Source organism: Dickeya sp. MK7 (assembly GCF_000406305.1).
Lineage (GTDB): Bacteria > Pseudomonadota > Gammaproteobacteria > Enterobacterales > Enterobacteriaceae > Dickeya > Dickeya fangzhongdai.
Genome location: NZ_CM001984.1, coordinates 1,808,417 through 1,834,278, shown reverse-complemented (window position 1 = coordinate 1,834,278; position 25,862 = coordinate 1,808,417). Strand labels below are relative to the sequence as shown.

General features: G+C 61.9%; 21 protein-coding genes. 11 read left to right on the top strand and 10 right to left on the bottom strand.

Translation table 11 applies throughout. From position 1 onward, the window contains the following. Positions 1–148 precede the first annotated feature (148 nt). Complete coding sequence (locus tag DXXMK7_RS07965; protein WP_038918616.1) at positions 149–1,075, top strand: LysR family transcriptional regulator; 927 nt, start codon at positions 149–151, stop codon at positions 1,073–1,075. Positions 1,076–1,079: 4 nt separating this feature from the next. On the opposite strand, the gene DXXMK7_RS07960 is transcribed toward DXXMK7_RS07965, so the two are convergent. After that, positions 1,080–2,177 carry an ABC transporter substrate-binding protein gene (locus DXXMK7_RS07960; RefSeq protein WP_038918615.1) on the bottom strand — a complete coding sequence of 366 codons (1,098 nt, stop codon included), beginning with the start codon at positions 2,175–2,177 and terminating at the stop codon, positions 1,080–1,082. A gap of 240 nt (positions 2,178–2,417) precedes the next feature. Here DXXMK7_RS07960 and DXXMK7_RS07955 point away from each other — a divergent pair, with 240 nt between their 5' ends. From DXXMK7_RS07955 to DXXMK7_RS07940, 4 genes are all read left to right on the top strand, one after another. Then, positions 2,418–4,022: an ABC transporter permease gene (locus DXXMK7_RS07955; protein WP_038918614.1), complete on the top strand. Its 1,605-nt coding sequence runs from the start codon at positions 2,418–2,420 to the stop codon at positions 4,020–4,022. Continuing rightward, entirely contained in the window at positions 4,019–4,822 is an 804-nt protein-coding gene (locus DXXMK7_RS07950) for an ABC transporter ATP-binding protein (protein WP_038918613.1), read from the top strand. The genes DXXMK7_RS07955 and DXXMK7_RS07950 overlap by 4 nt, the downstream gene beginning before the upstream one ends. Before the next feature lie 12 nt (positions 4,823–4,834). Then, positions 4,835–6,628 (top strand): aryl-sulfate sulfotransferase, encoded by a 1,794-nt coding sequence (locus DXXMK7_RS07945; RefSeq protein ID WP_038918611.1) that lies wholly within the window; start codon positions 4,835–4,837, stop codon positions 6,626–6,628. A 215-nt stretch (positions 6,629–6,843) separates the two neighbouring features. After that, positions 6,844–7,848, top strand: coding sequence for a DUF2167 domain-containing protein (locus tag DXXMK7_RS07940; RefSeq protein ID WP_071605192.1), 1,005 nt, complete (start codon positions 6,844–6,846; stop codon positions 7,846–7,848). A 277-nt stretch (positions 7,849–8,125) separates the two neighbouring features. On the opposite strand, the gene DXXMK7_RS07935 is transcribed toward DXXMK7_RS07940, so the two are convergent. The 5 genes from DXXMK7_RS07935 to DXXMK7_RS07915 all read right to left on the bottom strand — a co-directional run bounded on the left by DXXMK7_RS07935 (position 8,126) and on the right by DXXMK7_RS07915 (position 12,207). Next, the gene (locus DXXMK7_RS07935; RefSeq protein WP_038918610.1) at positions 8,126–8,518 is read right to left on the bottom strand and encodes a hypothetical protein; all 393 of its coding nucleotides are present in this window, start codon (positions 8,516–8,518) and stop codon (positions 8,126–8,128) included. Between the two features lie 353 nt (positions 8,519–8,871). Next, positions 8,872–9,531, bottom strand: coding sequence for a methionine ABC transporter permease (locus tag DXXMK7_RS07930; protein ID WP_161131149.1), 660 nt, complete (start codon positions 9,529–9,531; stop codon positions 8,872–8,874). After that, entirely contained in the window at positions 9,528–10,319 is a 792-nt protein-coding gene (locus tag DXXMK7_RS07925) for a methionine ABC transporter ATP-binding protein (protein WP_072093975.1), read from the bottom strand. The genes DXXMK7_RS07930 and DXXMK7_RS07925 overlap by 4 nt, the downstream gene beginning before the upstream one ends. Positions 10,320–10,322: 3 nt before the next feature. Then, positions 10,323–11,129 (bottom strand): MetQ/NlpA family ABC transporter substrate-binding protein, encoded by an 807-nt coding sequence (locus DXXMK7_RS07920; protein WP_038660006.1) that lies wholly within the window; start codon positions 11,127–11,129, stop codon positions 10,323–10,325. Positions 11,130–11,172: 43 nt separating this feature from the next. Further along, positions 11,173–12,207, bottom strand: a complete 1,035-nt coding sequence (locus tag DXXMK7_RS07915) for an isopenicillin N synthase family oxygenase (RefSeq protein ID WP_049842653.1) — start codon at positions 12,205–12,207, stop codon at positions 11,173–11,175. A 507-nt stretch (positions 12,208–12,714) separates the two neighbouring features. Between DXXMK7_RS07915 and DXXMK7_RS07910 the strand changes: the two genes are divergently transcribed. After that, positions 12,715–13,491, top strand: coding sequence for a DUF2076 domain-containing protein (locus DXXMK7_RS07910; protein ID WP_038918608.1), 777 nt, complete (start codon positions 12,715–12,717; stop codon positions 13,489–13,491). Between the two features lie 167 nt (positions 13,492–13,658). Continuing rightward, positions 13,659–14,594 carry a LysR family transcriptional regulator gene (locus DXXMK7_RS07905; protein WP_038918606.1) on the top strand — a complete coding sequence of 312 codons (936 nt, stop codon included), beginning with the start codon at positions 13,659–13,661 and terminating at the stop codon, positions 14,592–14,594. Here the strand turns inward: DXXMK7_RS07905 and DXXMK7_RS07900 are convergent. From DXXMK7_RS07900 to DXXMK7_RS07885, 4 genes are all read right to left on the bottom strand, one after another. Then, the gene (locus DXXMK7_RS07900) at positions 14,581–15,315 is read right to left on the bottom strand and encodes a DUF6250 domain-containing protein (RefSeq protein ID WP_049842652.1); all 735 of its coding nucleotides are present in this window, start codon (positions 15,313–15,315) and stop codon (positions 14,581–14,583) included. The genes DXXMK7_RS07905 and DXXMK7_RS07900 overlap by 14 nt on opposite strands. Before the next feature lie 110 nt (positions 15,316–15,425). Beyond that, the gene (locus tag DXXMK7_RS07895; protein ID WP_038918604.1) at positions 15,426–18,194 is read right to left on the bottom strand and encodes a hypothetical protein; all 2,769 of its coding nucleotides are present in this window, start codon (positions 18,192–18,194) and stop codon (positions 15,426–15,428) included. A gap of 10 nt (positions 18,195–18,204) precedes the next feature. Then, positions 18,205–20,511, bottom strand: coding sequence for a TonB-dependent receptor (locus DXXMK7_RS07890; protein ID WP_038918603.1), 2,307 nt, complete (start codon positions 20,509–20,511; stop codon positions 18,205–18,207). Positions 20,512–20,601: 90 nt separating this feature from the next. Beyond that, positions 20,602–21,615 (bottom strand): ABC transporter substrate-binding protein, encoded by a 1,014-nt coding sequence (locus DXXMK7_RS07885; RefSeq protein WP_038918602.1) that lies wholly within the window; start codon positions 21,613–21,615, stop codon positions 20,602–20,604. 541 nt (positions 21,616–22,156) lie between these two features. On the opposite strand from DXXMK7_RS07885, the gene DXXMK7_RS07880 reads away from it, so the two are divergent. The 4 genes from DXXMK7_RS07880 to DXXMK7_RS07865 are packed head-to-tail and all read left to right on the top strand — an operon-like array spanning position 22,157 to position 25,751. Beyond that, entirely contained in the window at positions 22,157–23,035 is an 879-nt protein-coding gene (locus tag DXXMK7_RS07880; RefSeq protein ID WP_038918601.1) for an energy transducer TonB, read from the top strand. A 14-nt stretch (positions 23,036–23,049) separates the two neighbouring features. Further along, the gene (locus tag DXXMK7_RS07875) at positions 23,050–23,748 is read left to right on the top strand and encodes a MotA/TolQ/ExbB proton channel family protein (RefSeq protein WP_038660030.1); all 699 of its coding nucleotides are present in this window, start codon (positions 23,050–23,052) and stop codon (positions 23,746–23,748) included. Between the two features lie 2 nt (positions 23,749–23,750). Then, the gene (locus tag DXXMK7_RS07870; protein ID WP_038918599.1) at positions 23,751–24,152 is read left to right on the top strand and encodes a biopolymer transporter ExbD; all 402 of its coding nucleotides are present in this window, start codon (positions 23,751–23,753) and stop codon (positions 24,150–24,152) included. An 18-nt stretch (positions 24,153–24,170) separates the two neighbouring features. After that, a complete protein-coding gene (locus DXXMK7_RS07865) occupies positions 24,171–25,751 on the top strand; it encodes an ABC transporter permease (RefSeq protein ID WP_049842651.1) in 1,581 nt (526 codons plus the stop codon). Positions 25,752–25,862: the final 111 nt, after the last annotated feature.

The window sequence follows — 25,862 nt, the reverse complement described above, 5'->3', positions numbered from 1 at the left end:
GCGGGATATTCCAGCCGGTGTCTCCACCATCTATCGCCCGGACAAAACCGACAGATAACCTGTTATAAGTTATGCGTTTTTGTTCATTGCTTTGCCAACGCCCGTCAGCCTAGGCTGGCCCGGATTTCCATGCCCGGGCGAGAACATCATGCATCTGGATTTACGACAACTGCGCAATTTTCTGGCGCTGGCGGAACACCGCAGTTTTGTGCAGGCGGCGGAGGCGGTTTGCCTGTCGCAATCCGCGTTCAGCCGCAGCATTCAGACGCTGGAGCAAACCCTCGGCCATCCGCTGGTGGAGCGGCACAGCAAGCAGTTCACCCTCACCAGGCAGGGCAAAAAGCTGCTGCCTTTCGCCCAGCGCATGCAGGCGCTGTCGTGGGAGCTGATTCAGGATATGCGGCAACTCGGCGAGGATGACGCCGGCGAGCTGGCGTTCGGCTGCGGCCCGGCGCCGGCGGCGGCGCTGATCCCGCAGGCGATATCCGCCTTTCACCTGCTGCGGCCGCGAGCGCGCATCACCTACTGCGTCGACAACTGGCACGCGCTGCATCAGCGGCTACAGGCCGAAGAGTGGCCGTTTTTTGTGGCCGACGCCTGGCAAGCCGAACTGGACCCGCAGTTGCGGGTGCAGCCGCTCAACCCACGCCGCTGTTTCTTCATCTGCCATCGCGACCACCCGCTGGCGCAGCAGGCGCAGGTCACGCCCGACGACCTGCTGCGCTTTCCGCTCGCGTCGCCCTATTTGCCGGTCGGCATGCGTAAAGTGCTGGCGGCGTTGACCGGCCAGCCGGACTATCGCCCGCAGATTCAGTGCGACCACATCCATTCGGTGTTCAGCGTACTGCGCCATACCCAGGCCATTAGTTTTTCCAGCGAGGACGGATTTGCGCTTGGCCGCGACAGCCATCAACTGGTGGAGATCGCCCTCACCGAACAACCCGCGGAATGGGCGCAAATGCAGACCCGGTTCGGCGTTATCTCCAGCCTGCAAAAACCGCTGCCGCCGCTGGCGCAACTGATGATCGACGCCATTCTGGAACAGGACCGGCTACGCCAGCCCGCTCCCGTATAAAGCATTACTGCGGTTTGCCGCTGGCGTCATATGCCGGCCACTGATGTTCCAGCTTCAGGTCGGTCAGCGCCTGATCGACAACGCGATTATCCAGCCACTCCTCCACCGAAAAAGCGGAACGAATTAATCCGGCCGCGCCGGCGCGCTGCACGCTGTCCTGCAGGTTGCTGCGCAGGAACGGGTCCAGACGCGGCGACGTTTGCAGGTTGAGCGAATCCGGCCGGAACTGCTCTTCAAACAGCGCCGCCGGAATCTGGCTCTGGTCCGCCATCAGTTTGATATAGTCCGCCAGATGCGCCGGGTCGCTGGCCCACTGTGCTTCCTGCACCAGCGCCGCCACCAGTTGCTGAGTGACCTGCGGGTAGCGCTGGATAAAATCCTGCGTCGCCAGCACGACCGCCTGAGTAGTATTGGCCCAACCCAGGTCGCGGCTGGAGGTTATGATGCGAATCCCCTGCGGGCGCAGCGCCAGCAGCGACACGCCGCCCCACACCGCGTCGACGCGCCGGGCCGCCAGCGCCGCTTTGCCGGCGGTCCAGTCAAGGTTGATGACCCGGATATCCCGCTCGTTCAGCCCGGCGCTTTTCAGCGCCCGCTCAAACGACAGCTGGTCGGCAGTACCCTTGTAGACCGCTACCCGTTTGCCGCGCAGGTCCTCAATACGCTGAATGCCGGACTCCGGCGTCGCCGCCAGATACGAACTCGAGCCGCGCGACCCCAGCAGCACCCGGGTAGGCAACCCGCCGGAGCGGCCGATGATCGCCGCCAGGTCGCCAAGGTACGCCACATCCAGTTGCTGGTTGGCCAACGCTTCGTTCACCGCCGGTCCCGCGCCTTTAAAGAACGACCAATGCACCTTGATGCCCTGTGGTTCAAACGCCTGTTCCAGACTGTGGCGAATATAGGCCAACCCCAGCGGTCCGCCGATAAACGGCTTGCTGCCCGCGCTCTGATCCGGTAGCCCGATGCGGATTTCCGTCGGTTTGGCCTCCTGCGCCCGTGCTGAATTCCCCAGCGCCGCGACCGTCAACAGCACCAGCCCCGCGCCTTTAAACAGGCGGCGCCAGCCACGGTAACGATGACGATCTTGTTGTTGTTGCATGATTTTCTCCACTCATTGCAGGCGGTTTCAATGGCGAGAAACTAGCGAACGCGACCGGTGCGCCGTAAATAACATTTCCATGATTTATCAGCAAAAAAAAGCATAAATCAGCACCGGTGCCGGGTAGCGGGTCATATGCATTTCTTGCACGCCTAATATCGGTTTATTGCATTGGCGTATCACCGGGAAATCAGGTTTTTATACCCTATCTCTTCGTTTTGACTGAGCTTACAAAGAAAAATGAATAAGCCATTGGTCATGCATAAATCCTGGTTTGTGAAAGCCCCGCAGGCGACACGCCCGCTCACGCCGCGTCAAACCCGGCGTATCGCCGCGCCGTTGCTGTTGCCGCTGGCGGTGTTGCTGCTGTGGAGCCTCAGCAGCCTGCAGGGATGGATGCCGCCGCAAATCCTGCCTGCCCCGTCGCGGGTGGCGGCAACGGCCGTCGCTCTGTTGCAGGGCGACCTGCTCAGTCAGTTATTGATCAGCCTGCACCGTCTGGTGAGCGGGCTTGCCGCCGGCGTACTGGCCGGCACGCTGCTGGGCGCGCTGATGGGCGCATCGGTGCGGGCGGAACGGCTGCTGTATCCCACCGTCTACGCGCTGGCCCAAATCCCCACGCTCGGGTGGATCCCGCTGTTTATGGTGCTGTTCGGCATCGACGACGGCCTCAAGCTGGCGGTGCTGATCAAAGCGGTGATCGTGCCGGTGACGCTGCACAGCCAACGCGGCGTACGCGACGTCCCGCCACACTTGCTCTACGTGGCGCGCACCCTGCGCCTGCCGCGGCTTACTCGTCTGACCCGGCTGATTCTGCCCGCCGCGTTGCCGGTGTGGTTTACCGGCCTGCGGCTGGCGCTGTCGCAAGCCTGGGTGTCGCTGATTGTGGTGGAACTGCTCGCCTCGTCGCAGGGCATCGGCTATCTGATGGTGTGGGGACGCCAGCTATTCCAGTTGGATATCGTGTTGGTGTGTATCGCCGTCATCGGGCTGACCGGCCTGCTGATGGAATGGGGCATCAACCAGTTGGACAAACGGCTGATCGCCTGGCCGCATCCGCCGGTCGGTCGGCTGCACGCCGTACCCGCCGGTCAGACCATCGGGCTGGCGGCGCCGCTGCTATTGCTGGCGCTGTGGCAACTGGCCAGCTATCACAGGTGGATCGATGCGCTGCTGTTGCCGCCGCCCGGCGATGTGCTCCGCGCTATCTGGCATGGCGTGAGAGAGGGTTCGTTGCCCGATGCCATGCGCCACAGCCTGTGGCGCGCGCTGATGGGCGGCGCCCTCGGCGCAAGCGCCGGTCTGCTGGCCGGGCTGGCGCTGGGGCTGAGCGCGCGCGCCGAGGCGGTATTTACCCCGACGCTGACGCTGTTGCGTCAGGTGGCGCTGTTTGCCTGGCTGCCGTTGATTACCGCCTGGGTCGGCAACGACGACGGCGGCAAGGTGACCTTCATCGCGCTGGTGGCGTTCTTTCCAATGCTGGTCGCCAGTCATCGCGGCGTGTGCCAGCGCTCCCTCGCCTTGCAGGAAGTGGCGCAGGTGCTGCGCCTGCCGTGGTTGCGCCGCCTGCGCGTACTGATCCTGCCCGGCGCGGCACCCGCGCTGTTCACCGGGCTACGGCTGGCGATGATTTACGCCTGGCTCGGCGCCATCGGCGCGGAATATTTCATGTCGTCCGGCGTCGGGATCGGCAGCCTGATGATCAACGCCCAGCAATTGCTGGATATGCCCATCATTCTCAGCGGCATGCTGCTGATTGGCGTCACCGGCGCGCTGATCGACTACCTCGGCCAGCGGCTGGAACGCCGCGTGACCCGCTGGCGCACCACAGGAGACACCCAATGACGCAACCGCGCCCCCAACCGGTGGTCGCCTTCGACCGCCTGAAAAAACAGTTTCGCGTCGGCGGCAGCCCGCTGACGGTCATCGACGACCTCTCGCTGGCGATTTATCCCGGCGAGCTGGTGGCGATTGTCGGCAGCAGCGGCTGCGGCAAATCCACGCTGCTGCGCCTGTTGGTCGGGTTGGATGACGACTATCAGGGCCACATTCTGGTGGACGGCGCGCCGATTAACGGCATCGGCGGCGAGCGCGGCATCGTGTTTCAGGAACCGCGGCTGTTTCCGTGGCTGACGGTGCGCCAGAACATCGAGCTGGGGCTGGCGAGCGAGAAGATCGGCCGCGCCGACCTTACCCGCCGGGTCGACCATTTCATTCGGCTGGTGCATCTGGACGAGTTCGCCGACGCCCTGCCCGCCCAGTTGTCCGGCGGCATGGCGCAACGCGTGGCGATCGCCCGCGGGCTGGTGGGCAACCCGCGCATTCTGATGCTCGACGAACCGTTCGGCGCGCTGGACGCGCTGACCCGACAACAGATGCAACAGGAACTACGACGGATTCATCAGCAGGAAGGCACCACCACCCTGCTGGTCACCCACGATGTGGAAGAAGCGGTCTATCTGGCCGACCGCGTCGTGGTGCTGGCGCCGCGCCCCGGCCGTCTGAAACACATCGCCACGGTGACGTTGCCGCATCCGCGTCAGCGCGACAGCCAGGCCTTCCACCAGCAGTGCAGCGAACTGCTCACGCTGCTGACTCACTCCGACGCCTCGGCCTTGCCCGACGCCACGATTATCACTGACTAAATGGAGTAGCACATGGGACACCCTTCCGTTTACCCGACCGGCACCACGATTTACCACCCGGACAAAGCCTGGGGCGGCTACACCGTCTTCCAGGCGCTGGAAACCGGCGCGGTCTTGATTGACATGAACGGGGCGGCGCTGCGGCTGTGGGAAGGCCTGCACGGTTTTCCCAATAAAATTCTGCCGGGCGGTTATATCCTCGGCCACAGCGGCCAGCGCGACGCCCGGTACGGCATGCAGGACATGGTGGATGTGGTGCAACTGGACTGGGACGGCAACCGGGTCTGGCAATTCAACGGTTACGAACACATCAGCGACCCGGATCTGCCGCCGGAGTGGATGGCGCGCGCCCATCACGACTACCAGCGCAGCGGCAACCCGGTGGGGTACTACGCGCCGGGTCTCGAACCGCAGGCGCTCGGCGGCAATACGCTGATTCTGGCGCACCAGAACCTGCACAACCCGAAAATCAGCGACAAGTTGCTGCTCGACGACACTATCATCGAAGTGGACTGGGACGGCAACGTGGTGTGGGAATGGCGCTGCAGCGATCACTTCGACGAACTGGGCTTTGACGACGCCGCCAAAACCGCGCTGTACCGCAACCCTAATATGCGCAGCAGCGGCGGCGGCATGGGCGACTGGATGCATATCAACTCCATGTCCACCCTCGGTCCCAACCCGTGGTTCGATCAGGGCGACGCCCGTTTCCATCCGGACAACATTATCTGGGACGCACGCGAGTCCAACATCATCGCCATCATCGACAAGCAGAGCGGCGACATCGTGTGGCGGCTCGGCCCGGATTACAGCACGCCGGAGCTGAAACATCTGGGCTGGATCATCGGCCAACACCATGCGCACATGATCCCGGCCGGATTGCCGGGCGCGGGCAATATTCTGGTGTTCGACAACGGCGGCTGGGCCGGTTACGGCGCCCCCAATCCGGCGTCGGCCGACGGGGTGAAGAACGCATGGCGCGACTACTCGCGCGTACTGGAAATCAACCCGGTGACGCTGGACATCGTCTGGCGCTATTCGCCGTACGAAGCCGGTATTCCGCACCCGACCGACGCGTTCCGGTTTTACAGCCCGTATATCAGCAATATCCAGCGCCTGCCGAACGGCAACACGCTGATCAACGAAGGCGCCAACGGCCGCCTGTTCGAAGTGACGGCCGACCATGAGGTAGTCTGGGAGTACATCTCGCCGTTCTGGGGCAAGAGCGTCAACACCAACATGCTGTACCGCGCCTACCGGGTACCGTACGACTGGGTGCCGCAACTGCCGCGCCCGCAGGAAACCCCGGTGCAGGCGCCGGACAACACCCGCCTGCGTCAGCCTGGCGCCGCGCAGCCCGGTTTCGCCAGCGTCGTTCCCGTCAGCGATACCCGGCCATACAAGCGCGGCGGCGATGCGCTGTGCGTCGCTACCGACAGCGAAGAGCTGAAACGCAGCCCGAAACTGTTCGCCGTCAACCGTCATCGCTTTACCGCCTTATCGCTGGCGCCGGATGAAGCGCTGTCGCTGCCCGCTGGCAACCAACTGCTGCTGGTGGGCGCGGAACGCTGCGTGCACTGTAAGAGCCTGTATCGCCAGTTGGAAACGGTCATCGGCGACGTGGCGTTCAATGGTCTGTCCTGCCACTATCTGGACGCCGACCATCATGTGCCGCACGCCGCACAGCTACAGGTTCGCTCGCTGCCCACCCTGCTGTGGCTGAAAGACGGTCAGGAACAAGCCCGACTGACCGGCGCACAGAGCGCGGACAAGCTGCGCCAGTGGTTAGGCGACATTCAGAGCTAATCGCCCCGCTTCCCGGCACGACGCTGGCCGGGAAGCGTCCCGTTGGCCGAGAGATACCAAATCACGCCATTATTATTAACTAGTGATTATTTTATTTATAATTATAAATACGATTGAATAAGTAATCGCGAATATAATTGAGATAGATTAATAACGAGAGTAATATCCCCCCGCTTTTCTATTTGCTCTCTTTTTATTATTAATCAGGATGATTTATGGCTCTCTCCGTACGTTTAATCAGCCAGCTGGCGCTGATATTTCTCCTTTCCTTTTCTCTTCGCAGCATGGCCGCAGACAATGCCGCGCCGCAGGTTCACAGCGCGCTGGACAACGCCGTTGAAGCCATGCAGCGCGCCGGTGTTGAAGGCCCCAAAGAGATCGACCTCGGTAATCAGGCGGTGCTGAAACTTCCACAGGGATTTATTTATATTCCGGTGCGGGAAGCGCGTGTATTTATGCGCGAACTGGGAAATTATGTGGGCGGTAATTTTTATGGTCTGGTGTTGCACCCTGACATCGATGGTTTTATTTCCATCGACTACACCTCGTCGGGTTATATCAAGGATGACGATGCCAAAGAATGGAATGCCGATGAATTGCTGGATAACCTGAAAGAAGGTACCCGTGAAGCTAATAAAGAACGGGTGAAGAAAGGCATTGCGTCGATCGAAATCCTCGGCTGGATTGAAAAACCCAACTACGAGCAGGCGACCCACCGGCTAGTCTGGTCCGCCGCGTTGCGCGATGAAGGCAGCAACATGGCGGAAAACGATCAGGGCGTCAACTACAACACCTATCTGCTCGGCCGCGAAGGCTATCTGTCGCTGAATCTGGTCACCAATCGCGGTACCGTCAACGAAGAAAAACCCAAAGCCCGGCTGTTGCTCAATGCCGTGACCTTCAACAACGGCAAGCGCTACAGCGATTTTAACGCCAGCACCGACCGCGTCGCGGAATATGGCCTGGCGGCGCTGATCGGCGGGATTGCCGCCAAGAAACTGGGCCTGCTGGCGATGATGGGCGTGGCGTTCGTGAAATTCTGGAAAATCATTCTGGTGGGTATTTTCGCCGTCGGCGCCATCTTCAGAAAACTGTTTTCCGGTAAGAAAAAACCACAGCCAGCGCAAGACGATGCCGGGAATGAAACCGTGCCGGAAACAAGCGCGGAAATAGTCCCTGAAACCGCAACCGTAACGGAAAAAGAACAACAGAAAGTCTGACATTAATAGCGCCAGCCCAAATAGCGCAAGCCCAGCTTCATCGCTGGGCGTATTAACATCGTCCGGAAATGCCGGCGCTGGCACACACCCGGCACCGATGCCTGCCCCGACGGCGATATTAATGAGTCCCGGCTGGGCATCATACCTGTTCTCTGCATCAGGCAAAAAACAGACGATGACCAGCCGGGAAATAAGGGCGCCAGCCCGATGATGCCTCTTCGGTTATTACTGACTCCCTTCAGTGACTGGCATAATTTTTAATTACAGCAATAATCCATTATTCCGTTTTGGCGGAAGTTATCGGTGTGGTTTTTTTCTCATCAACGTTATGTTTCTTTTTTTCCGCCGTTATTTTCTGCCCGGTTACTTTTTCTTCTTCCGATTTTTTCGACGCGACCGTTTCTTTTTCCGTCGTTACCGCTTTTTTATGTACGACTTTTTTCTCGTTGTGCGTTTTCACCTGGGCATCGGTGCTGGCAGCCGTCTGTTGCGCTGCCGTCAGCGTTTTGCCGCTCGCCTCCTGACTCGCTGTGGCGTCGGTGGCGGCCGTGGTTTTCACTTCCGCGCTGGCTGCCGTTCCGGTTACCGGTTTGGCGCTCACTTCGGTCGATGCCGCGTGTGCGTAAGAAGCAGCCAGGATAACGCCTAAAAACAGGGGTTTCATATTCATTATGAATTTCCTTTAACAAGTCATTTGCGATTAACCGGAAATAAAGTTTTATTCTCTGGTTAATAACTGAAGCGTTTAGGTAACCGCCTCGGGAGTGATTAAAGCAAAGCTGGAAATAAAAAGAATATGGAATATTCCTAGAAATCACTCCACTCATCCGACCTGATTATTTTATATTCTGTCCACCTGTATGGATAAATAACATGTTATACCTTATTTTTATTTGATTCTTCCCATCGCCGGGGGATAAGGCGAATTACACCATCAAAATTACTCACAGCCAATCGATTGAATGGCGGGGAAACTGGGGATAAGCGCCCGCCGGGCAGGCGCGTACCGTTGGAAAGCCGTGATTAGCGCCGGTAGGCCAGCGACCGCACCAGTCGATCGCCCAGCGACTGCACCAGTTGCACCAGCAGCACCAGAACGATCACCGTTCCCGCCATCACTTGCTGATTAAAGCGTTGATAACCGTAGCGGATTGCCAGATCCCCCAGCCCGCCGCCGCCAATCACCCCCGCCATTGACGAAAAGCCAATCAGCATCACCACCGTCAGCGTGATGCCCGCCAGAATCGACGGCAGAGCTTCCGGCAACAACGCCTTGGTAATCACATGCCAGACGGTGCCGCCCATCGACACAATCGCCTCTATCCGGCCGCGATCCACCTCAGCCAGCGCGTTTTCCACAATGCGAGCGAAAAACGGAAACGCGCCGACGGTAATCGGCACCACCGCGGCGGTGCTGCCCAGCGTCGTGCCGACCACCCAGCGGGTAAACGGAATCAGGGCAATCAACAACACCACGAACGGCAGCGAACGTCCGACGTTGATCACGCCGCCCAGCACCGCGTTCACCCGCGGCAACGGCATGATGCCCGACTGGCGGCTGATAAACAGCAGCACGCCGGTCGGCAGCCCCACCAGCACGGTAAACAGCGCCGCCAGCCCCACCATGTACAGGGTTTCCAGCGTCGCGTTCAGCATAATCGGGAAAAAATCTTCCCAGCTCAGGCGACTTTGCACAATTCGCCCTCCTCTACGCCGTGCCGCCGTAAAAACGCGCGTTCGGCGTCCAGATCCGGCAACAGCGCCTGTCGCAGGCGGGAAGTCGGGTCCGCCAGCAGCGTTCGCAGCGCGCCGCTTTCCGCCACCCGGCCTTGCTCCAGCAACGCCGCGTGATCGCAAATGGCTTTGACCACCTCCAGCTCATGGGTGATCAGCACAATAGTTAGCCCCAGTTGCCGGTTGATGTCGGCCAGCAGCGCCAGGATCGACGCGGTGGTTTCCGGGTCGAGCGCGCTGGTGGCCTCGTCGCACAACAGATAACGCGGCTGGGCCGCCAGCGCGCGGGCGATGCCGACCCGCTGTTTCTGCCCGCCGGACAGCTGCGACGGATAGGCCTGCGCCTTGTCGCTCAGCCCGACCAACGCCAGCAACTCCGTTACGCGCGCCTCCCGTTCACGCTTGCCGGCCCCGGCGATTTCCAGCGGCACCGCTACGTTGTCCCGCACAGTACGGGCATGCAGCAGATTGAAATGCTGGAAAATCATGCCGGTGCGCTGACGCTGCTGGCGCAGCGCCCGCGGCGACAGGCTGGCGATATCGCAGTCGTCCATCAGAATACGGCCCGAGGTGGGCCGCTCCAGCAGATTGAGGCAGCGAATCAGCGTACTCTTGCCCGCACCGCTACGGCCGAGAATGCCGTACACCGCCCCTGACGGAATGGTCAGCGACACATTCTCCAGCGCGGGCTGCGCGCAGCCCGGGTAGCGTTTCCCCAGCCGTTCGATCCGAATCATGCGTTATTGCCCCGCCACCGCAATCACCGACCCTTTGTAGCGCTGGCTGATGAAGTCAGCCGTGGCTTTGGACTCCAGATCCTTCGCCAGTTGTTTGATACGCGGATCGTTTTGCAGCGCCGGCGTAGTCACCAGAATATTGGCGTATGGGTTATGGCTGGCGCTTTCCAGCCCCAACGCATCGCGGGACGGCACCAGCCCGGCTTCCAGCGCATAGTTGCCGTTGATCACCGCCAGATCGACGTCATCCAGCGAACGGGGGATCTGCGCCGCTTCAATCTCTTTAATCTTCAGCTTTTTCGGGTTTTCGGCGATGTCTTTCGGCGTCGCCTGATCTTTCGACGGGTCGCTATAACCCGCCTTGAGTTTGATCAGCCCCTGCCCCTGCAACAGGTACAGCGCCCGACTGAGGTTGGTGACGTTGTTCGGCACCGCCACGGTGGCGTTCTCCTTCACCTCGCCGAGCGATTTGTATTTTCGGGAATAAATCCCCAGCGGTTCGATATGCACCGTGGCCGCCACCACGAATTTTTTGCCCAGCGCTTTTTCCTGATCGCGCAGATAAGGCACATGCTGGAAGTAGTTGGCGTCCACATCGCCGCTGGCCAGCAGTTCGTTGGCGTTCACGTTGCCGCTCAGTTCAACCACCTTCAGCTTCAGCGACGGATCCGCCTTTTGAATCTGCGCCAGAATTTCCGCATGCGGCACCGGGTCCGCCGCTACCCGCAAAGCATCGGCCGCCTGAGCCGATACCGACAGTCCCATTGCCAATGCCATCGCCGTCAGAGCAAAAAAATTATGATTTTTCATTTTGTTATCCCTTGATGATTTTCATTTTGATGACTAACCGAACTCAGGCGGTAACCGCCTGCTGCTGCGCCTGCAACACATCGCCGTAGTAGCGTTTAGCCACTTCCGGGTGAGAGCGCAGGCGCCCTTTCAGATAGTTCCAGCCCACTTCGCGCAACAGCGGGTTGCTGGGGTCGCTGGCCGGCCCGCGGGCCAGTTTCGCCAATGCCGGCGACAGCGGAAACACCGGCACCACCGCATCCAGTTGCGCGCCGAGGAAAAAGGCCACCGACAACCGATCCTGACTGGCCGGCGGCGACACCACCCGGTGCACGGTGGCACGCAGATAGCCGTCGGTCGCCAGTTCCAGCAGTTCGCCGATATTGACCACGAACGAACCCGGCAGCGGGTGCGCCTCTACCCATTGACCCGGTTCAACCTCCACCTGTAAACCAGACTGTTGGTCCTGCAACAGCAGCGTCAGAAAGCCGGAATCCTTGTGCGCGCCGACGCCTTGCTGGCTGTACGCCGTCGCCCGGCCGGGGTAGCGAATCAGCTTGATATGTTCGCTGGGTTTATCGCCGTACAGCGCATCAAACGCGGTTATCGGCAACCCCAGCACTTCAGCAAAAGCGCGCAGCAGGCGCAGCGAAATGCGGGTCAGGGTTTGCTGCCACTCCAGCAGCGCGATTTTCAGTTCCGGCAACGACGCCGGCCACTGATTCGGCCCCTGCAACCGTCGCCAGGCGGGATCGCCGGATAACAGCCGCAGCGGCGGGCGCTCCGCCCCGATATCAAACTGCTCGCGCCAGTCCGGCTCGCTGCGGGTACGCTCCGCGCCAGCGAGGTTGTAACCGCGGAAATGGGGAGAGTGAATCATCGCCACCCGCTGTTTTTCCGCGTCCGGCAATGCAAAAAAAGCGCGCGACAACCGTTGAACGCGTTGTTGCAGTTCCGGGTCGACGCCGTGGTGGGTCAGGTAGAAGAAGCCGGTTTCACGCGCGGCGTGATTCAGGCGTTGCAGAAAACCGGCACGTTGCCGGGCATCGCCGTCAAGCTGGGAAAAGTCGAGTACAGGCAGGGAAACGGGTTGACTCATGGCGGACTCCATTAATGAAATTAACAAATGTCGAAATCTTCGGCATGGAGCAACCGCAACAACACAAACGGGACATGGTGATTCCTCTTGGTCGATAAATAGGAAACCGGTTGGCAAAACGGACCCCAAATGACGCATTCAGACCGTGCAAGCCACGCTGTGTAGCGTGACATCGCCTCGCTGATACGGCGAGCGTCCGGCGCCCTTAGCAGCGTCGCCTGCGCGGCCTGAGAGCCAGCGCGGGCAGGCTCCCGGCGTGTGTAAAGTATTAATCACCATTTCCCCCGGCAGGTAAAATATCAATAGCGGCAAAGGTAAGCCGGAAACCGGCAGAGCGGTCGGCATCGGTTTGCCGTAATTGGTAACAAATTTGTAAGCAGCTTTACCCGACAATCATGTATTAGCCCGGAGGAACGCAGTAGGATGGCGGCGAAGGGTGTGACAAAACAGCCGCAGGACCGGCCTGAACGGGCGGGTCCGCAATCCAATATCTCTTGAGGTAATCCTATGCAATCTGAAGAACAACGCCTTATTGATGGTCTGTTTAGCCGACTGAAAACAGCCGAGACCAACACGGGCCCTCGGGATCTCAAGGCAGAACAGCAAATCAATGACCACATTCGCCAGCAGCCGGCCGCGCCTTACTACATGGCGCAGGCGATGATTATTCAGGAAGCGGCGCTGAAACAGCTGGATCAGCGGGTGAAAGAACTGGAAGCCGAGGTCAACCGGCTGACGCAGGAAGCGGCTGCCCGTCCGCAGCAAAGCAGCGGCGGTTTTCTGTCCGGCCTGTTTGGCGGCGGCAACCGCAGCAGCGCGCCGCAGCCGTCGCAACCGGCGGGTTATGGTCAACCGGCCGGATACGGTCAACCGAGCCAGCCGATGGGATATACGCCGCCGGCGCCGAGTTACGGCCAGCCGGCACCGGGCTATGCGCAACCTGCGCCGTCCCGCGCGGGCGGTTTTCTGAGCGGCGCATTGCAGACCGCAGCCGGCGTGGCGGGCGGCGTGGTGCTGGCCGACATGCTGACCGGCATGTTCCACCGCTCGCAGCCGGAAGAGATCGTCAACATTATCAACGAAACCCCGATACTCAACGAGAATCCGCTGGGTAACGTCAGCGACAGCTTCCGGGATTTCGGCGCGAATAATCTGGACACGTTCAACGGCGCCGGCGCCGGCAACAACTTTTGGAACAGCAACGCCGGCGACGAACCGCAGAACAGCGACTACGACAATTTCGCGGCTGATGATTCCTACGACGACGACGATTCCTACGTCTAATCCCCGCCCCTCCCGCGCCCGCGGGAGGGATGCTCTTCCCGCCCGAACGCACCGTTTGCGACATATAACAACCCGTAATATGGCCGCCCTATTGGTTATTTGTTGATGGGGGCGCCAGGCTGATAGCTTGTTCAGTCTGTCCGCCGCACAACATTGCCTTGAATGCCATGAACATCGACCTGCGTCAGTTACGCCACTTTATTGCGCTGATCGAGCACCGGAATTTCACTTCGGCGGCGCAGGCCATGAACATTTCACAGTCGGCGTTCAGCCGTAGCATCCAGTCGCTGGAACAGAGCGTGGGCGCGCGGCTGATTGACCGTCACCATAATCTGGAACCCACCAAGAAAGGGCTGCTGGTGCTGGAGCACGCCCGCCGCCTCACCCGCCACGCGCAAGATTTGATAAACGACATCGAGCAGTTCAGCGAAAAAGAGAGCGGCGAGGTGCATTTCGGCTGCGGCCCGGCGCCGGCGGCCTGGCTGATGCCGCAGGTGATCGGCGAATTCTCCCGCCAGTATCCGCGGGTGCGGCTGGTGTTCCGGGTCGATAACTGGCAGGCGCTGGGGCAACGCCTGATGGCGGAAGAGTTTGCCTTTATCGTGGCCGATACCCGCCATTTCGAGCTGGATGCTCGCTATAACGTGCAGCCGCTGAGCCGGCACCGCTGGGGCTTCTGCTGCCGTCAGGGGCATCCGCTGGCCGCGTTTGATGAAATCAGCGTCGAGCAACTGTTCAGCTACCCGCTGGCGGCCACCGTGCGCCCGCCTAACCTGCGTCAGGCGCTGGTGCGGCTGAGCGGTCAACAGGATATCCGCACCGGCATTGAGTGCGAAAACGGCTACAGCCTGCTGGATGTGATCCGCCAGTCCGACGCCATAGGCACCACCAATCACCGTCACGGACCGCTGCAACAGCCGCCGGACGGCATCCACATGCTGAAAATCACCGGGCTGGATGACGACACCGACGAGTTTTACACCCATTACGGCATCGTCAGCCGCGCCGACTCCCGCCTGTCGTGGCTGTCGCAGCGGCTGATCGCCATGTTTTTGCAGGTGGATCAGGCGCCGCATCGCGCCAGCGCCTCTACAGCGGCGTAACGCTGAATTCGCTGATCGCCTGCCGTGAAAATACCGTCCGCAAGCCAAAATAGCCGCTGGCGGGCGGCTCGGCATAGTGGGCGCGAAAGTAAAGTTGGTTATCGATCAGGAAACGGGTTTCAGTGCGGTCCACCTCGATGGTCACCCGATAACGATGCCCGGCGCGCAACAGATGCGCTTCATCGGTGAATTCCCCCAGCAGTTGTCGCTCGCCGTGGCCGTTGTAGTAGCGAAAACGGGTGGTGCTGTTCCAGTTACCGCCCATGCCCACGTAATACAGCGCCAGATTATCGTATTCGCCCAACACGCCGTGGCGGGTGAACAACGAGGCGCGGGCGGGGTCCCGCGCCGCCCAAAACTGATTGAGATCGGAGAGCCGATCGTTCGGTTGCCCCTGTACCAGCACTTCGCGCAAATAGCTAATGCGATACCTGCCGGATAGCGGCTGGTCGAGCCATACCGTTAGCCCGGCGGCGGTATCCAGCGTCAAACTGTGTTCGTCAATGTCGATACGGGTGCGCGCCGGCTCTTCCTGCTCCACCCGCCAGCGCAGTGGCTTTCCGTCAGCGGAGTGCGCCCATTGCAGCGAGAACTGCCGGGCGTCTGATTCCCGATGAATACCTGATTCCCGCTGGGAGCCGCCTTCCGTGGCGGCGGTACACGCCTGACCGGCGTGACTTTCCATAACCGTGCTCTGTGCGCTATAGCCTGTGTCCGTCATTGATAATGTCCTGATGATGTCCTGTTGAAACCCGCCGCGGCGGGCGTAATTATCTGGCGTTCGTCGTTATCGGACCGTCGTTATCGGGCCTGTCGCTGGCTGAAGTATCGCTATCTGGGCGGCGCGTCTCCTGCCAGCGCCAGCATGGCGATGGCGGTCAGCCCCCACTGCGCCACCGCATTGGTGGACAGATTGGTGTCGGCGGCGCTGCCGGAACGCTGATCGATCGACGAGTCGATCTCCGCTTCTTTCACCGGGTAGAGCACCGCAGGCGGCGTTATCAGCCGTACCCGCCGGTTGGGGTGGACAATGCCGCCCTCGCCGTCCAGAAACTCGCGCCAGGCGCGCCGGACCAGCGCCTTGTCGTGCTGACGCCAGCCGGCAAACGCGCTCAGCCGGGCATGGCCCTGCACCAGATTGCGTTTTTTCACCGGCTGGCCGACAAACTTGCTCAGCGCCGCCGGGTCGTTGTACAGGCGGCAATAGTCCAGCCAGGCGCGCTCGAACGCCGGATCCGGCAATACCTGCAACAGTTCCGCGCACACCTCTGCCAGCCCGAACACCGCGCTCAGATGCGAAATAAACCGTTGATCGGCCGCGGCAGGCCGGAACACGCCGGTATCCGGGTCCATCTCCGCCAGCCCGGTGAAGAAGCCGTGCGGCTGGGCCGCAATCGACCGCATACTGTTAAGCAGACGATCGCGTATCGCCGCATCATGTCGCCGTTCCCAGGCGGTCAGCCAGGCCGCCGCCACCGCGCCCCAGTCGGTGCCGAAATAGAGGCTGACCAGACGCTCGTCGGCAGGCGGTGGCTGGCCGATCTTGCGGCCCGGCATCACCCGTTGCAGCGTGCGCAGCGCCTCCACCTGCTCATCCATCAGCTCGCCGATGCGTTCATCGGCGGTCAGGTAATACAGAAAACGCCGGTTCGCCACGGTGGAGATGCGCAGTTGCTTGGCGCTGTCGCCCCAGTGGCGCACGTTGTGGCGCGACCCAAGCGGCTGGAAGCGCCCGGCATGGTGTACATCCACCTCGCCGGTGTGGCGGGTCATCGCTTCCGCCATGCGGAACACGTCCGCCCGGCCGCTACGCAGGAAGTAGTACCACAGCCACAGATCGGTGCTCAGCTCCGAGTTATCCCAGGCATAACCTCCGACGTCATAACGCCAGACGTGGCGATCGCTATCGTAGGTGTGCATCACGTCGCCAAAATCCCAGAAGCCGTACCATTTGCGCTGTTCCACTTCCTGCTGATAGAAATCGAAATACCACGCCAGCTGTGCGTCCAGCGCCGGTTGCGGCTGATGCCCCGGCGCGGCTGGCGACCATACCGGGCCAAACGCGCCGGCGCGCTGTAAATCGGCGCTGTCGGCCACCAGCAGCGGCGGTTGCTGGTGACGGCGGGCCAGCGCCAGCAGCGTGTCGCTGTCCGGCGTAGCGGGCAGCACATCGAGAAACAGTTCGCTGGTGCGGGCGACGCCTTCCGGGGTGGCGAACCCCGGTTCGTAATCCTCGTAGGTGATTTCCAGCGCCTCACGCTGCTGTTCGAAACTCTCCTGCCCCATGCCGTCGTGATAGAAGCGCAGATCCATCGGTTCCGCGTACGGCGACCACAGCCACAGCGTGACCGTGGCCAGATCGGTATGCGCGCGCTGAATCTCCAGGCAGGCCGGGTAGCTCTGCCAGAAATGACGGATGCCGAACGCCACCCCGCCGGCGGGCGACCCCAGATAGCCGCTGCCGGAGGCCCGCTGCCCGGTGGCGGACAGCAGCCAACCCTGCCCGGCGGCGGTGCGTTTATGGATCTGGTAGCCGTCGGGGTGATGCTGGGTCAGCCGGTAACTGCCGAACGCCGGAATGTAGTCCAGCCGTTTGCCCACCGCCGGGGGAAACTGCGCGACCGGCGGCGTGGCCTTTCCGGCCAGTTGCGCCGCGATAACCGCCTCGCCCGGATCGCGCCGCAAGCCGGTCAGGCCGCGTACCGCTTCCCGAAACAGCCCGCCCTGCGCCGAGGTGAATCGCACGTGGCGGTCGTGCAGTTCACCCTGCTGCGGCGCATCAAACGCCACCCCCAGCCCTTTGATGAAAGTCTGTTGCTCATCGCCGTCGTAAATAATGGTGTGCAGCAGGCGCAGCGACGCCGAACCGGCATAGAAATAGAGCCGCACCACAAACGGCAGACGGGTGACGCCATCCTGCGTGGCATGGCGATGCACGCCGCGCAGGGCGATGACCGCACGCTGCGGCCCGTTCTGCTCCAGCGTGACGCGCGCGGCGTGCCCCTGAAACGTCTCCACCGTCAGTGGCCCGTCCGTCCCTTCGCCGGACTGGATCTGCAACACCAGCCGACCGTTGCCGAGCGCCAGCCTGCCGTCCTGCCACAGCTCACCGATCAGCCGCTCGCCGTTTTTCGGCACCTGACAACGCAGTCGACCGGTATCCACCACCCAGTCCTGCGCCGTTTCGGTGACGAGGGCGGCGTCCGTTGCGGTAACCGGCGGCGCGGGCCGCAGCGACAGCCCGTGGCCGGGCGCGTGCCCGCCGCCGAGCGCATGGGCCGACCACTTCAGCGAGCCGTCCGGCCAGTAAGCCAGCGGCCAGCTCTGTAACACGCGATCCGTCTGGCCGTCTTCGCGCAGCACGAACCCGCTGTCGGCAGGCACCTGCCCTTGCGGCCAGGGCACGCCCCAGGTCATGCCGCCGAAGCTGGCGGGCGGTTGCCGTTCCAGCCAGTTCAGCCGTACCGTTGGCGTAGCGTCGGCAGCCGCGCCGCCGCCCGGTGCGCGCGCCGCCAGCGCCCGGTTCCACAGCGGCGCCGACAGCGCCAGCAGGGCGCCGTTACGGATGAAACGACGGCGCGAGGTATCATGCAGTGGCATCGGCGTATCCTTAGAAGTCATAACCCAGCGTGATCCCCAGCGTGCGCGGTTCGCCCAGTACGCCGTACGCCGACCCGTAATCGCCCGATCTGACGGTGCGGTAGTAAGTCTTATCCAGCGCATTATTCAGCCACAGGGTGGCGCGCCAGGCGTGTCCGTCCTGTTTGCCGCTCACGCCGGTGGACAGGTTGAGCACGCCGTAAGCCGGAATGCGGGTAAAGTCGGAGTTGTCCACCGTGCCGTAGGCCCAGCTGCGCCAGGCCCAGCGTCCGGCCACAAACGCCTGCAGATTATTGAAGGCTTGCCACTCATAGCGGATGCGGGCGTTGTAGGTCAGCCTCGGCGAACTGAACACCCGCTCGCCGCTCAGGTCGCAGGAGGCGGTCGGGTTGGCCGCCAGCGTCACTTCCGGCGGGCATTTGGCGTTTTTGAAGTCCAGATAGCTGGCGTCCAGCAGGGTGCCGTTAAGGCTCACCGTCAACCCATCGACCGGGCGCAACGCCAGTTGCGACTCCACGCCGCGCGAGCGGAATTTACCGGCGTTCACCAGATAGCTACTCAGCGTTTCTTCGTCGTAGGCCGTGGTTTGGAACTCGCTGACCTCATTCCAGAACAGCGCGGTGTTCCATTCCACCCGGCGTTGCAGCCAGTGCGTTTTCACCCCCAGCTCCGCGGCGCGGGTTTTCTCCGGTTTGATATACAGGCTATCGATGCCCGCCTGCTTCGCCGCCCCGGAGGAGATGTTGAGGCCGCCGGCCTTTTCGCCGTAAGCCAGCGTCAGGTACGGCGTCACGTTGGGCGTGGCGTACCAGTTAAGGCTGACGGTGGCGGACGGCAGGTGATTACTCTGCGACAGATCGCCGGAGTCAAAATCGTTTTTGTTGATGCGGCGGAAGGTGCCGGTTTTCTTCTCGTAGGTTTCCCGCACGCCGGTGGTCAGGTCGAACCGGTCGCCCAGATGCCAGGTGCTGCGGGCGAAGGCTGAATACACCGTGTCTTCCAGCGAGCCGAAGCGTTGTACGAATTTGCCGGTGTTGCTGGTGTTGCCGTACCAGCGGGTGACGCGCGCATTATTGTAGTAACGGTCATGCGCGAAGGTATCCAGATTCTCGCCCCAGTAATCCACCCCGAACGAATAATCCGCCAGACCGCCTTTGGGCGAATCCACCCACAAGCGCTGCCCCCAGGTGCGGTCGCGGGCATCCGCGCCGCTGTCCTGATACAGCGGAATGCTCAGGCCGTCGGCGGTGCCCGGCAAAAAGCGAAAGTAACGCAGCGATGACAGCGAATTCAGGGTATAGCCGTTGCGCAGCCGCCAGTTGGCTTCCACCGAGCCGCCGCCCTGCGCGACGCGGTTTTTGGTTTCGTCGTCCAGCGCCACCTGACGGCCGTCCACCACCCGCGCCCCAACCACCGCCGCGCGCGTCCGGAACTGATCCACGCCGCCGACCGGGTAGCTGTCCACCAGCGACATCACCGGGTAGCTGGTCGCCTCGCTGTAATCGCCGATGATACGCAGGCTAAAGCCGTCATCCGGCTGGTACAGCAACTGACCGCGCACGCCGTTGCTGTTGCTGCCGCCCAGTTGGTGGCCGTTTTGCACGTTGTAGACGTAGCCGCCCTTTTCGGTGTGCGACAGGTTGATGCGCCCGGCCCAGTTATCGCTAAGCGCGCCGGACGCCATCAGTTTGGACTGCACGTAGCCGCGCTGGCCGAACGACTGTTCCAGCGACACTTCCGGTTTGAACGTCGGCCTGCGGCTACGGATATCCACCGCGCCGCCGGTAGTGTTAAAGCCGTACAGCGTACCCTGCGGCCCCTTCAGCACGCTAACCGCATCGATATCCAGCAGGTCGTTGGACAACATACCGGGACGGGACAGGTAGACCCCGTCCAGAAACAGACCGACGCTGCTTGGCATGCCGATGTTGATTTCGCTGCCGCCGCCGTCGCCGATGCCGCGAATGGTCACCCGGGTATCCAGCGCATCCGCCGCGGCGATATCCACGCCGGTGACCACCTGCGACAGATCTTCAAAGCGGTAGAGCCGATCCTGCTCCAGTTCCTTCCCCTCCACCACCGACGCCAGGCTGGTTTGCTGCTGCGCCTGGCGGCGCTGCGCGTTGACCTGTACCCGTTTGAGCCGTACCGCCTGGGCGGGAGCCGCCGTGGCTTCGGTACTTGTCGCGGCGTCCGGCGTCGCAACGGCATTTGCCGTCGTCGTCGGCGTATCGGCCGCCTGCGCCATCCCCTGCATCGCCAGCACGCTGCCGATAACGACCGGGTATCGCCAGAACATCGTTTTTTTATTGCGCATATCCACCCCAGTTTTTAAATAAAGCCGCCCTTGCCGCGCCAGCGCGACAATAAATAAGGCGGAGAGAAAAAATAATGAATGAAAAACAAATCAGCGCTGATGTTTTAAAAATGTGCTATCAAGCCATTCCTCCACCGCAAAGGATTTACGGATTAATTTCGCGTCATACGCCAGTGCAACGGACTGTTTGAGAATAGCGACAAAAGCGGGGTCCAGTTCCGGCGATAATAATTGGGATAACGGCGGCATACCGTCTAAATCTTCACGCAGCAATTTTTCCGGATAACCGGATTGCGCCGCCAGCAACTGAATATAATTATCCCGGTTGGCGGGTTGACTGGCCCACGCGGATGCTTCTTTCTGCACCTTGATAATACGCGTCAGCAAATTCTGATTCTGACGGGCAAAATCGCCGGCGACCAGAATCAGCCCTGTCAGTTGGCCCGCGCCCTGCAAATCGCGGGTGGATACCGCGATATCCGCCAGCCCTTTATCGCGCAACGCCAGCGCGTTGCTGCCGCCCCAGGTGGCGTCAATCTGGCCGGCGGCCAGCGCGGCGCTGGCGGCGGCGAAGTCCAGATTAATGATTTTCATATCCGATTCGCTCAGCCCGCGGGAGTGCAGCGCGGTGACGAACGACAGTTCCGCCGCGGTGCCGCGAAACAGCCCCACCCGTTTGCCTTTCAGATCCTCCAGCCGGCGGATCGGCGAGCCGCGGGACACCGCCAGATAGTGGTTGACGCCGCGCGCCGCCGCGCCAATCACCGTCGAATCCAGCCCGCGCGAACGGCCGATGATGCTGGCCAGATCGCCCAGATACGCCATGTCGATCTGATGATTGGCGAAGCCTTCGTTAATCACCGGTCCGGCGCCTTTGATAAACAGCCAGCGCACGCTAATGCCGTCGCGGGCGAACTCCCGCTCCAGCAGTTTCTGGCTGTAAATCAGATCCACCAGCCCGCCGCCGCTCGGTTGAGAACCGGCGCCGATATCCGATACCGCAATGCGGATCTCGGTGGCGCCGGCCGCCTGCGCTCCCGCGTGCCAGAACGCCGTTAAGGCCAGCAGGCCGGACAGTAACCAGTGTTTTCCCGTTTGCTTCATGTTTCCCCCAGCGTGAAAAGTCATCAGTGGACCCTGTTGTTGTGTTTGCTTCGGCAACATTTAAAGGGTGGGAAATAAACTGGCTAATATAAAAATGTCATTTGTATTTTTATGAATTAACTAAAACAGGAAATACCGGCGTCGTCCGCCTCATGCAGCAAACGCAAAAAAACTATACCGATGATGCATTAGCCTTTTTTTCCCGCCGACGATTAGGGTAAATGCCATCTGAGCGGGGAAATAACATAAATAACGGCTGACGCTGCAGGAATTCCATTCAGGATCAACCGATAAAAGACGGCATATTGATATAGAGATATGGCATTTGACATCAAAAGCAAATGATTAAAAATCGACAACGCCGTTATTTATTTTATGGCCCGGTATTTTTGCTAAAAACCGATCCGACAGGCGCTCAGCCACGCGAATATTCGCTACGCCGGCCTCATTGACGCGTAAAGCACATGGTTGGCGAGTAACGCATACCGCCTGAACGGCCCAGACGGGTCAGGCTCTTATTCAGTTGAGGAGTAACGCCATCATGACTCATCCCCTGTACGCCGGGGCTGCCAGCGTCAACTGGCCGGACACATCGGGCAACGGCGCGGCCCCCCGACCAGCTAGCGCCCGCGCGATTGCGCCGGTCTGGCCGACGGCTTTGTCCGGACGGCGTTCGGAAACGTGGCTCACCCTCACGCTGGCGCTGGCGTTGCACGCCGCGGTACTGGTGCCGCTGGCGCTGCGTCCTTCGCCGACGCCGGTTCCGCCGCGCCCGCTGCCGGTAACCATCGAATTCGCCGCCGCACCGGCCGAAGCGACGCCGGCTGACACAATACCGCCCGAAGCGATACCGACAAAAACAGCACCGTCGAAACCGACGCCAGCGACCGATAGCGCGCCGGTCGAACCACCGCCCGCTGTCGAACCGCCAGTGGATGAGCAGGCGCTGACGCCGCCACCGGCTCCGCAACCAACGCGCGCCACTGAAACCGCGGCGCGGAAGACGCCGAAACCGGTCAAACCCATCGCTAAAAAACCGTCGCCGCCGCGCCAACCGGCGACGCCTGCGCCGCAAAGCGCGCCCGTCAGTACCGCCACGGTGGCCCCTGCCGCGGCACCGGCGGCGGCTGCAACGGTGACGCCGCCTTCCGCCAGCGCGGCGTATCTGCGCAACCCGCCGCCCGCTTACCCGGATGTGGCGATCAACCGCGGCTGGGAAGGCACGGTGCTGCTTAATGTCCAGGTACGGCCGGACGGCAAGGTGCAAACCATTCGTCTGCAACATTCCAGCGGCTACCCGGCGCTGGACGACGCCGCCCGCGAGGCGGTGCAGCACTGGTCGTTCGTACCGGCCCGCCGGGGCGATCAGCCGGAAAGCGGCTGGGTCGTGGTTCCTGTCGATTTCACCCTGAACTCATAGAGGCATCCATTATTATGACGCTCGAACACATCGCTCTGCTGTCCCCGGAAGGGGGCGTAATCCTGCTGTTGCTGTTTTTCTCGCTAGTCACCTGGTCCATCGGGCTGCTCAAGCTGGCGCAGTACGCCCGCCAACGGCGGCGTAATCAACAGTTCCGTCAGTTGTTCTGGCAACAGGAAAACATCGATACCGCGCTGCGCGATGTCGCCCATCCCGGCGCGCTGGCGAATCTGGCGCGCGCCACGCAACTGACGCTGGAACGGGTGAAAGACCGCATTACGCCGATCGCGCATTTGCAAGACCGGGTCGAGCGGGCGTTGCAGCAGCAAATTCAGCGCGAGCGCCGCTCGCTGGAAACCGGCCTGGCACTGCTGGCCAGCATCGGCACCACGTCGCCGTTCATCGGCCTGTTCGGCACCGTGTGGGGCATCATGGCGGCCTTGCAGACCATTGGCCAGTCGGGCTCCGCCAGTCTGGACACCGTCGCCGGCCCCATCGGCAATGCGCTGATCGCCACCGGCATCGGCATCGCCGTCGCCGTGCCCGCCGTGCTGATTTACAACTATTTTCTGCGCCGACTGAAACTGGAAGTGGCCGACATGGACGACTTTGCCCATGACATTTACAGCGTGGCGCAGGCGCAGGAATTCCGCCTCGCCCCGGAACAACCGGCCGCGCCTTATGCGGTGCAGACGATCCGGGAGGTGGTGTAATCATGGCGTTTGCTTCCCGCGACAATGACGAAGTGATGAGCGAAATGAACATTACTCCGCTGGTGGACGTGATGCTGGTGCTGCTGGTGGTGTTTATCGTCACCGCGCCGATGCTGACCAACAGCATCCCGATTCGTCTGCCTAAAACGACGGCGGTGGCGCCGGCCGACTCGCCACGCCCGCTGGTGGTAAGCCTTGATGCATCGCAGCAGCTGTTTATCGACCAGGAAGCCCTGCCCCGCGAGGCGCTGACGGCGCGCCTGCAACAGGCCAAAGCCGCCAATCCGGAGCTGGTGGTGCAGGTGCAGGCGGAAGACGCCGCCAACTATGGCGCGGTGGCCGCGCTGCTGGCCGATCTGGAAAAAGCGGGCATCACTCGTTTGTCGCTGCTAACCCGCAAGTGACCACGGCGCGCCATCATAATGTCGACGATGCCCAAACTAACGCTGACCCCGCCGCGGCCGTGGCCGACCGCCCGCCTGTCGGCGGTGTGCAGCGCACTGCTGATGCCGTTGCTGCTGCTGTGCGGCTGGTGGCTCGCCAGCCACTACGACTGGATGTCGGAACAAATTCTGCCCTCCCCCGCCACGGTGGCCGACAGCGCCCGCGACTTCATCCCGCAGGAACTGGCGCCCCAGTTGCGGGTTAGCCTTGCCCGGCTGGCGATCGGGCTGGCGGGCGGCATCGCGCTTGGCCTGGCGCTCGGCGTGCTGTTCGGCCTTAGCCGCACGCTGGACCGGCTATGCATGCCGCTGTTCAACGTGCTGGCGCAAATCCCGACGCTGGCCTGGATCCCACTGCTGATGCTGGCGCTGGGCATCGGCGAAGCGCTAAAACTGGTGGTGCTGATCAAGGCAGTGACGGTGCCGGTCACGCTTTGCACCTGCGCCGGCATCCGCCAGACGCCGCAGACGCTCTACGAGCTGGCGCGCACGCTGCGCCTGCCCTGGCTGACCCGGCTGCGTCGGCTGGTGATCCCCGCCATGCTGCCGTACGTGATGACCGGCACGCGGCTGGCGTTCTCGCAAGGCTGGGTATCGCTGATCGCGGTGGAGTTGCTGGCGTCCAGCGAAGGGTTGGGTTACCTGATGGTGCAAAGCCGCCAGCTGTTTATGCTGGATCTGGTGTTCGTGTGCATTCTGGCGATCGGCGCTTTCGGTCTGGCGGGCGAGCAGGCGCTGCAACGGCTGGAGCGGCGCTGGATTTTCTGGCCCGCGCCGGTGCTGAGTCACGAAGGCCCGACGCCGCGCGCCGCCTGGCACTCGCTGGCGGGCTGGTGCCTGCCCGCGCTACTGTGCCTGCTCTGGCAGTTGGTCACCTATCAGCGCTGGGTGCATGCCGCGTTTCTGCCCGCACCCGATGAGGTCGTGACCGCCCTGCTGGCCGGGTTTGGCAACGGAGAACTGACATCCGCGCTGAGCGCCAGCCTGTCACGCACGCTGGCGGGGTTCGTGCTGGGGGCGGGTCTGGGTTGTCTGCTGGGCTGCCTGTTAGGCCGCAGCCGCGTTGCCGATCGCCTGTTGACGCCGCTGCTCTCCGCCCTGCGCAGCGTCGCGCTGTTTGCCTGGTTGCCGCTGCTCACCGCCTGGTTCGGGCTGGAAGAGAGCGCCAAAGTGGTATTCATCGCGCTGGCGGCGTTTTTCCCCGCGCTGCTGGCAAGCTATCAGGGCATTCGCCATCTGCCGCCGTCGTTGCTGGAAACCACCCACGTGCTGCGCCTCAGCGCGTGGCAGCGGCTACGGTGGCTGACGCTGCCCGCGATGCTGCCTGCGCTGTTTTCCGGGCTACGGTTGTCGCTGATGCACGCCTGGGTCGGCGCCATCGGCGCGGAATACTTCATCTCCTCCGGCAACGGCCTCGGCAGCATGATGATCCGCGCCCAGCAACTGTTCCAGTCGGAACGGGTGATCGCCGGCGTGGTGCTGATAGCACTGGTCAGCACGCTGTTTTATCGGCTCATCACGCTGGCGGAACGGCGTCTGACCGCCTGGCGTTTCCGCTGACGCCCGAAATCGCGCTTCCCGCATGACCGTTATTTATCGCATAAGCGCCGGGTCATCCGGAAAGTGGTGCGTCCAATCGTCAGCCGGATCGCCGGCGGCCTGACGATTGTC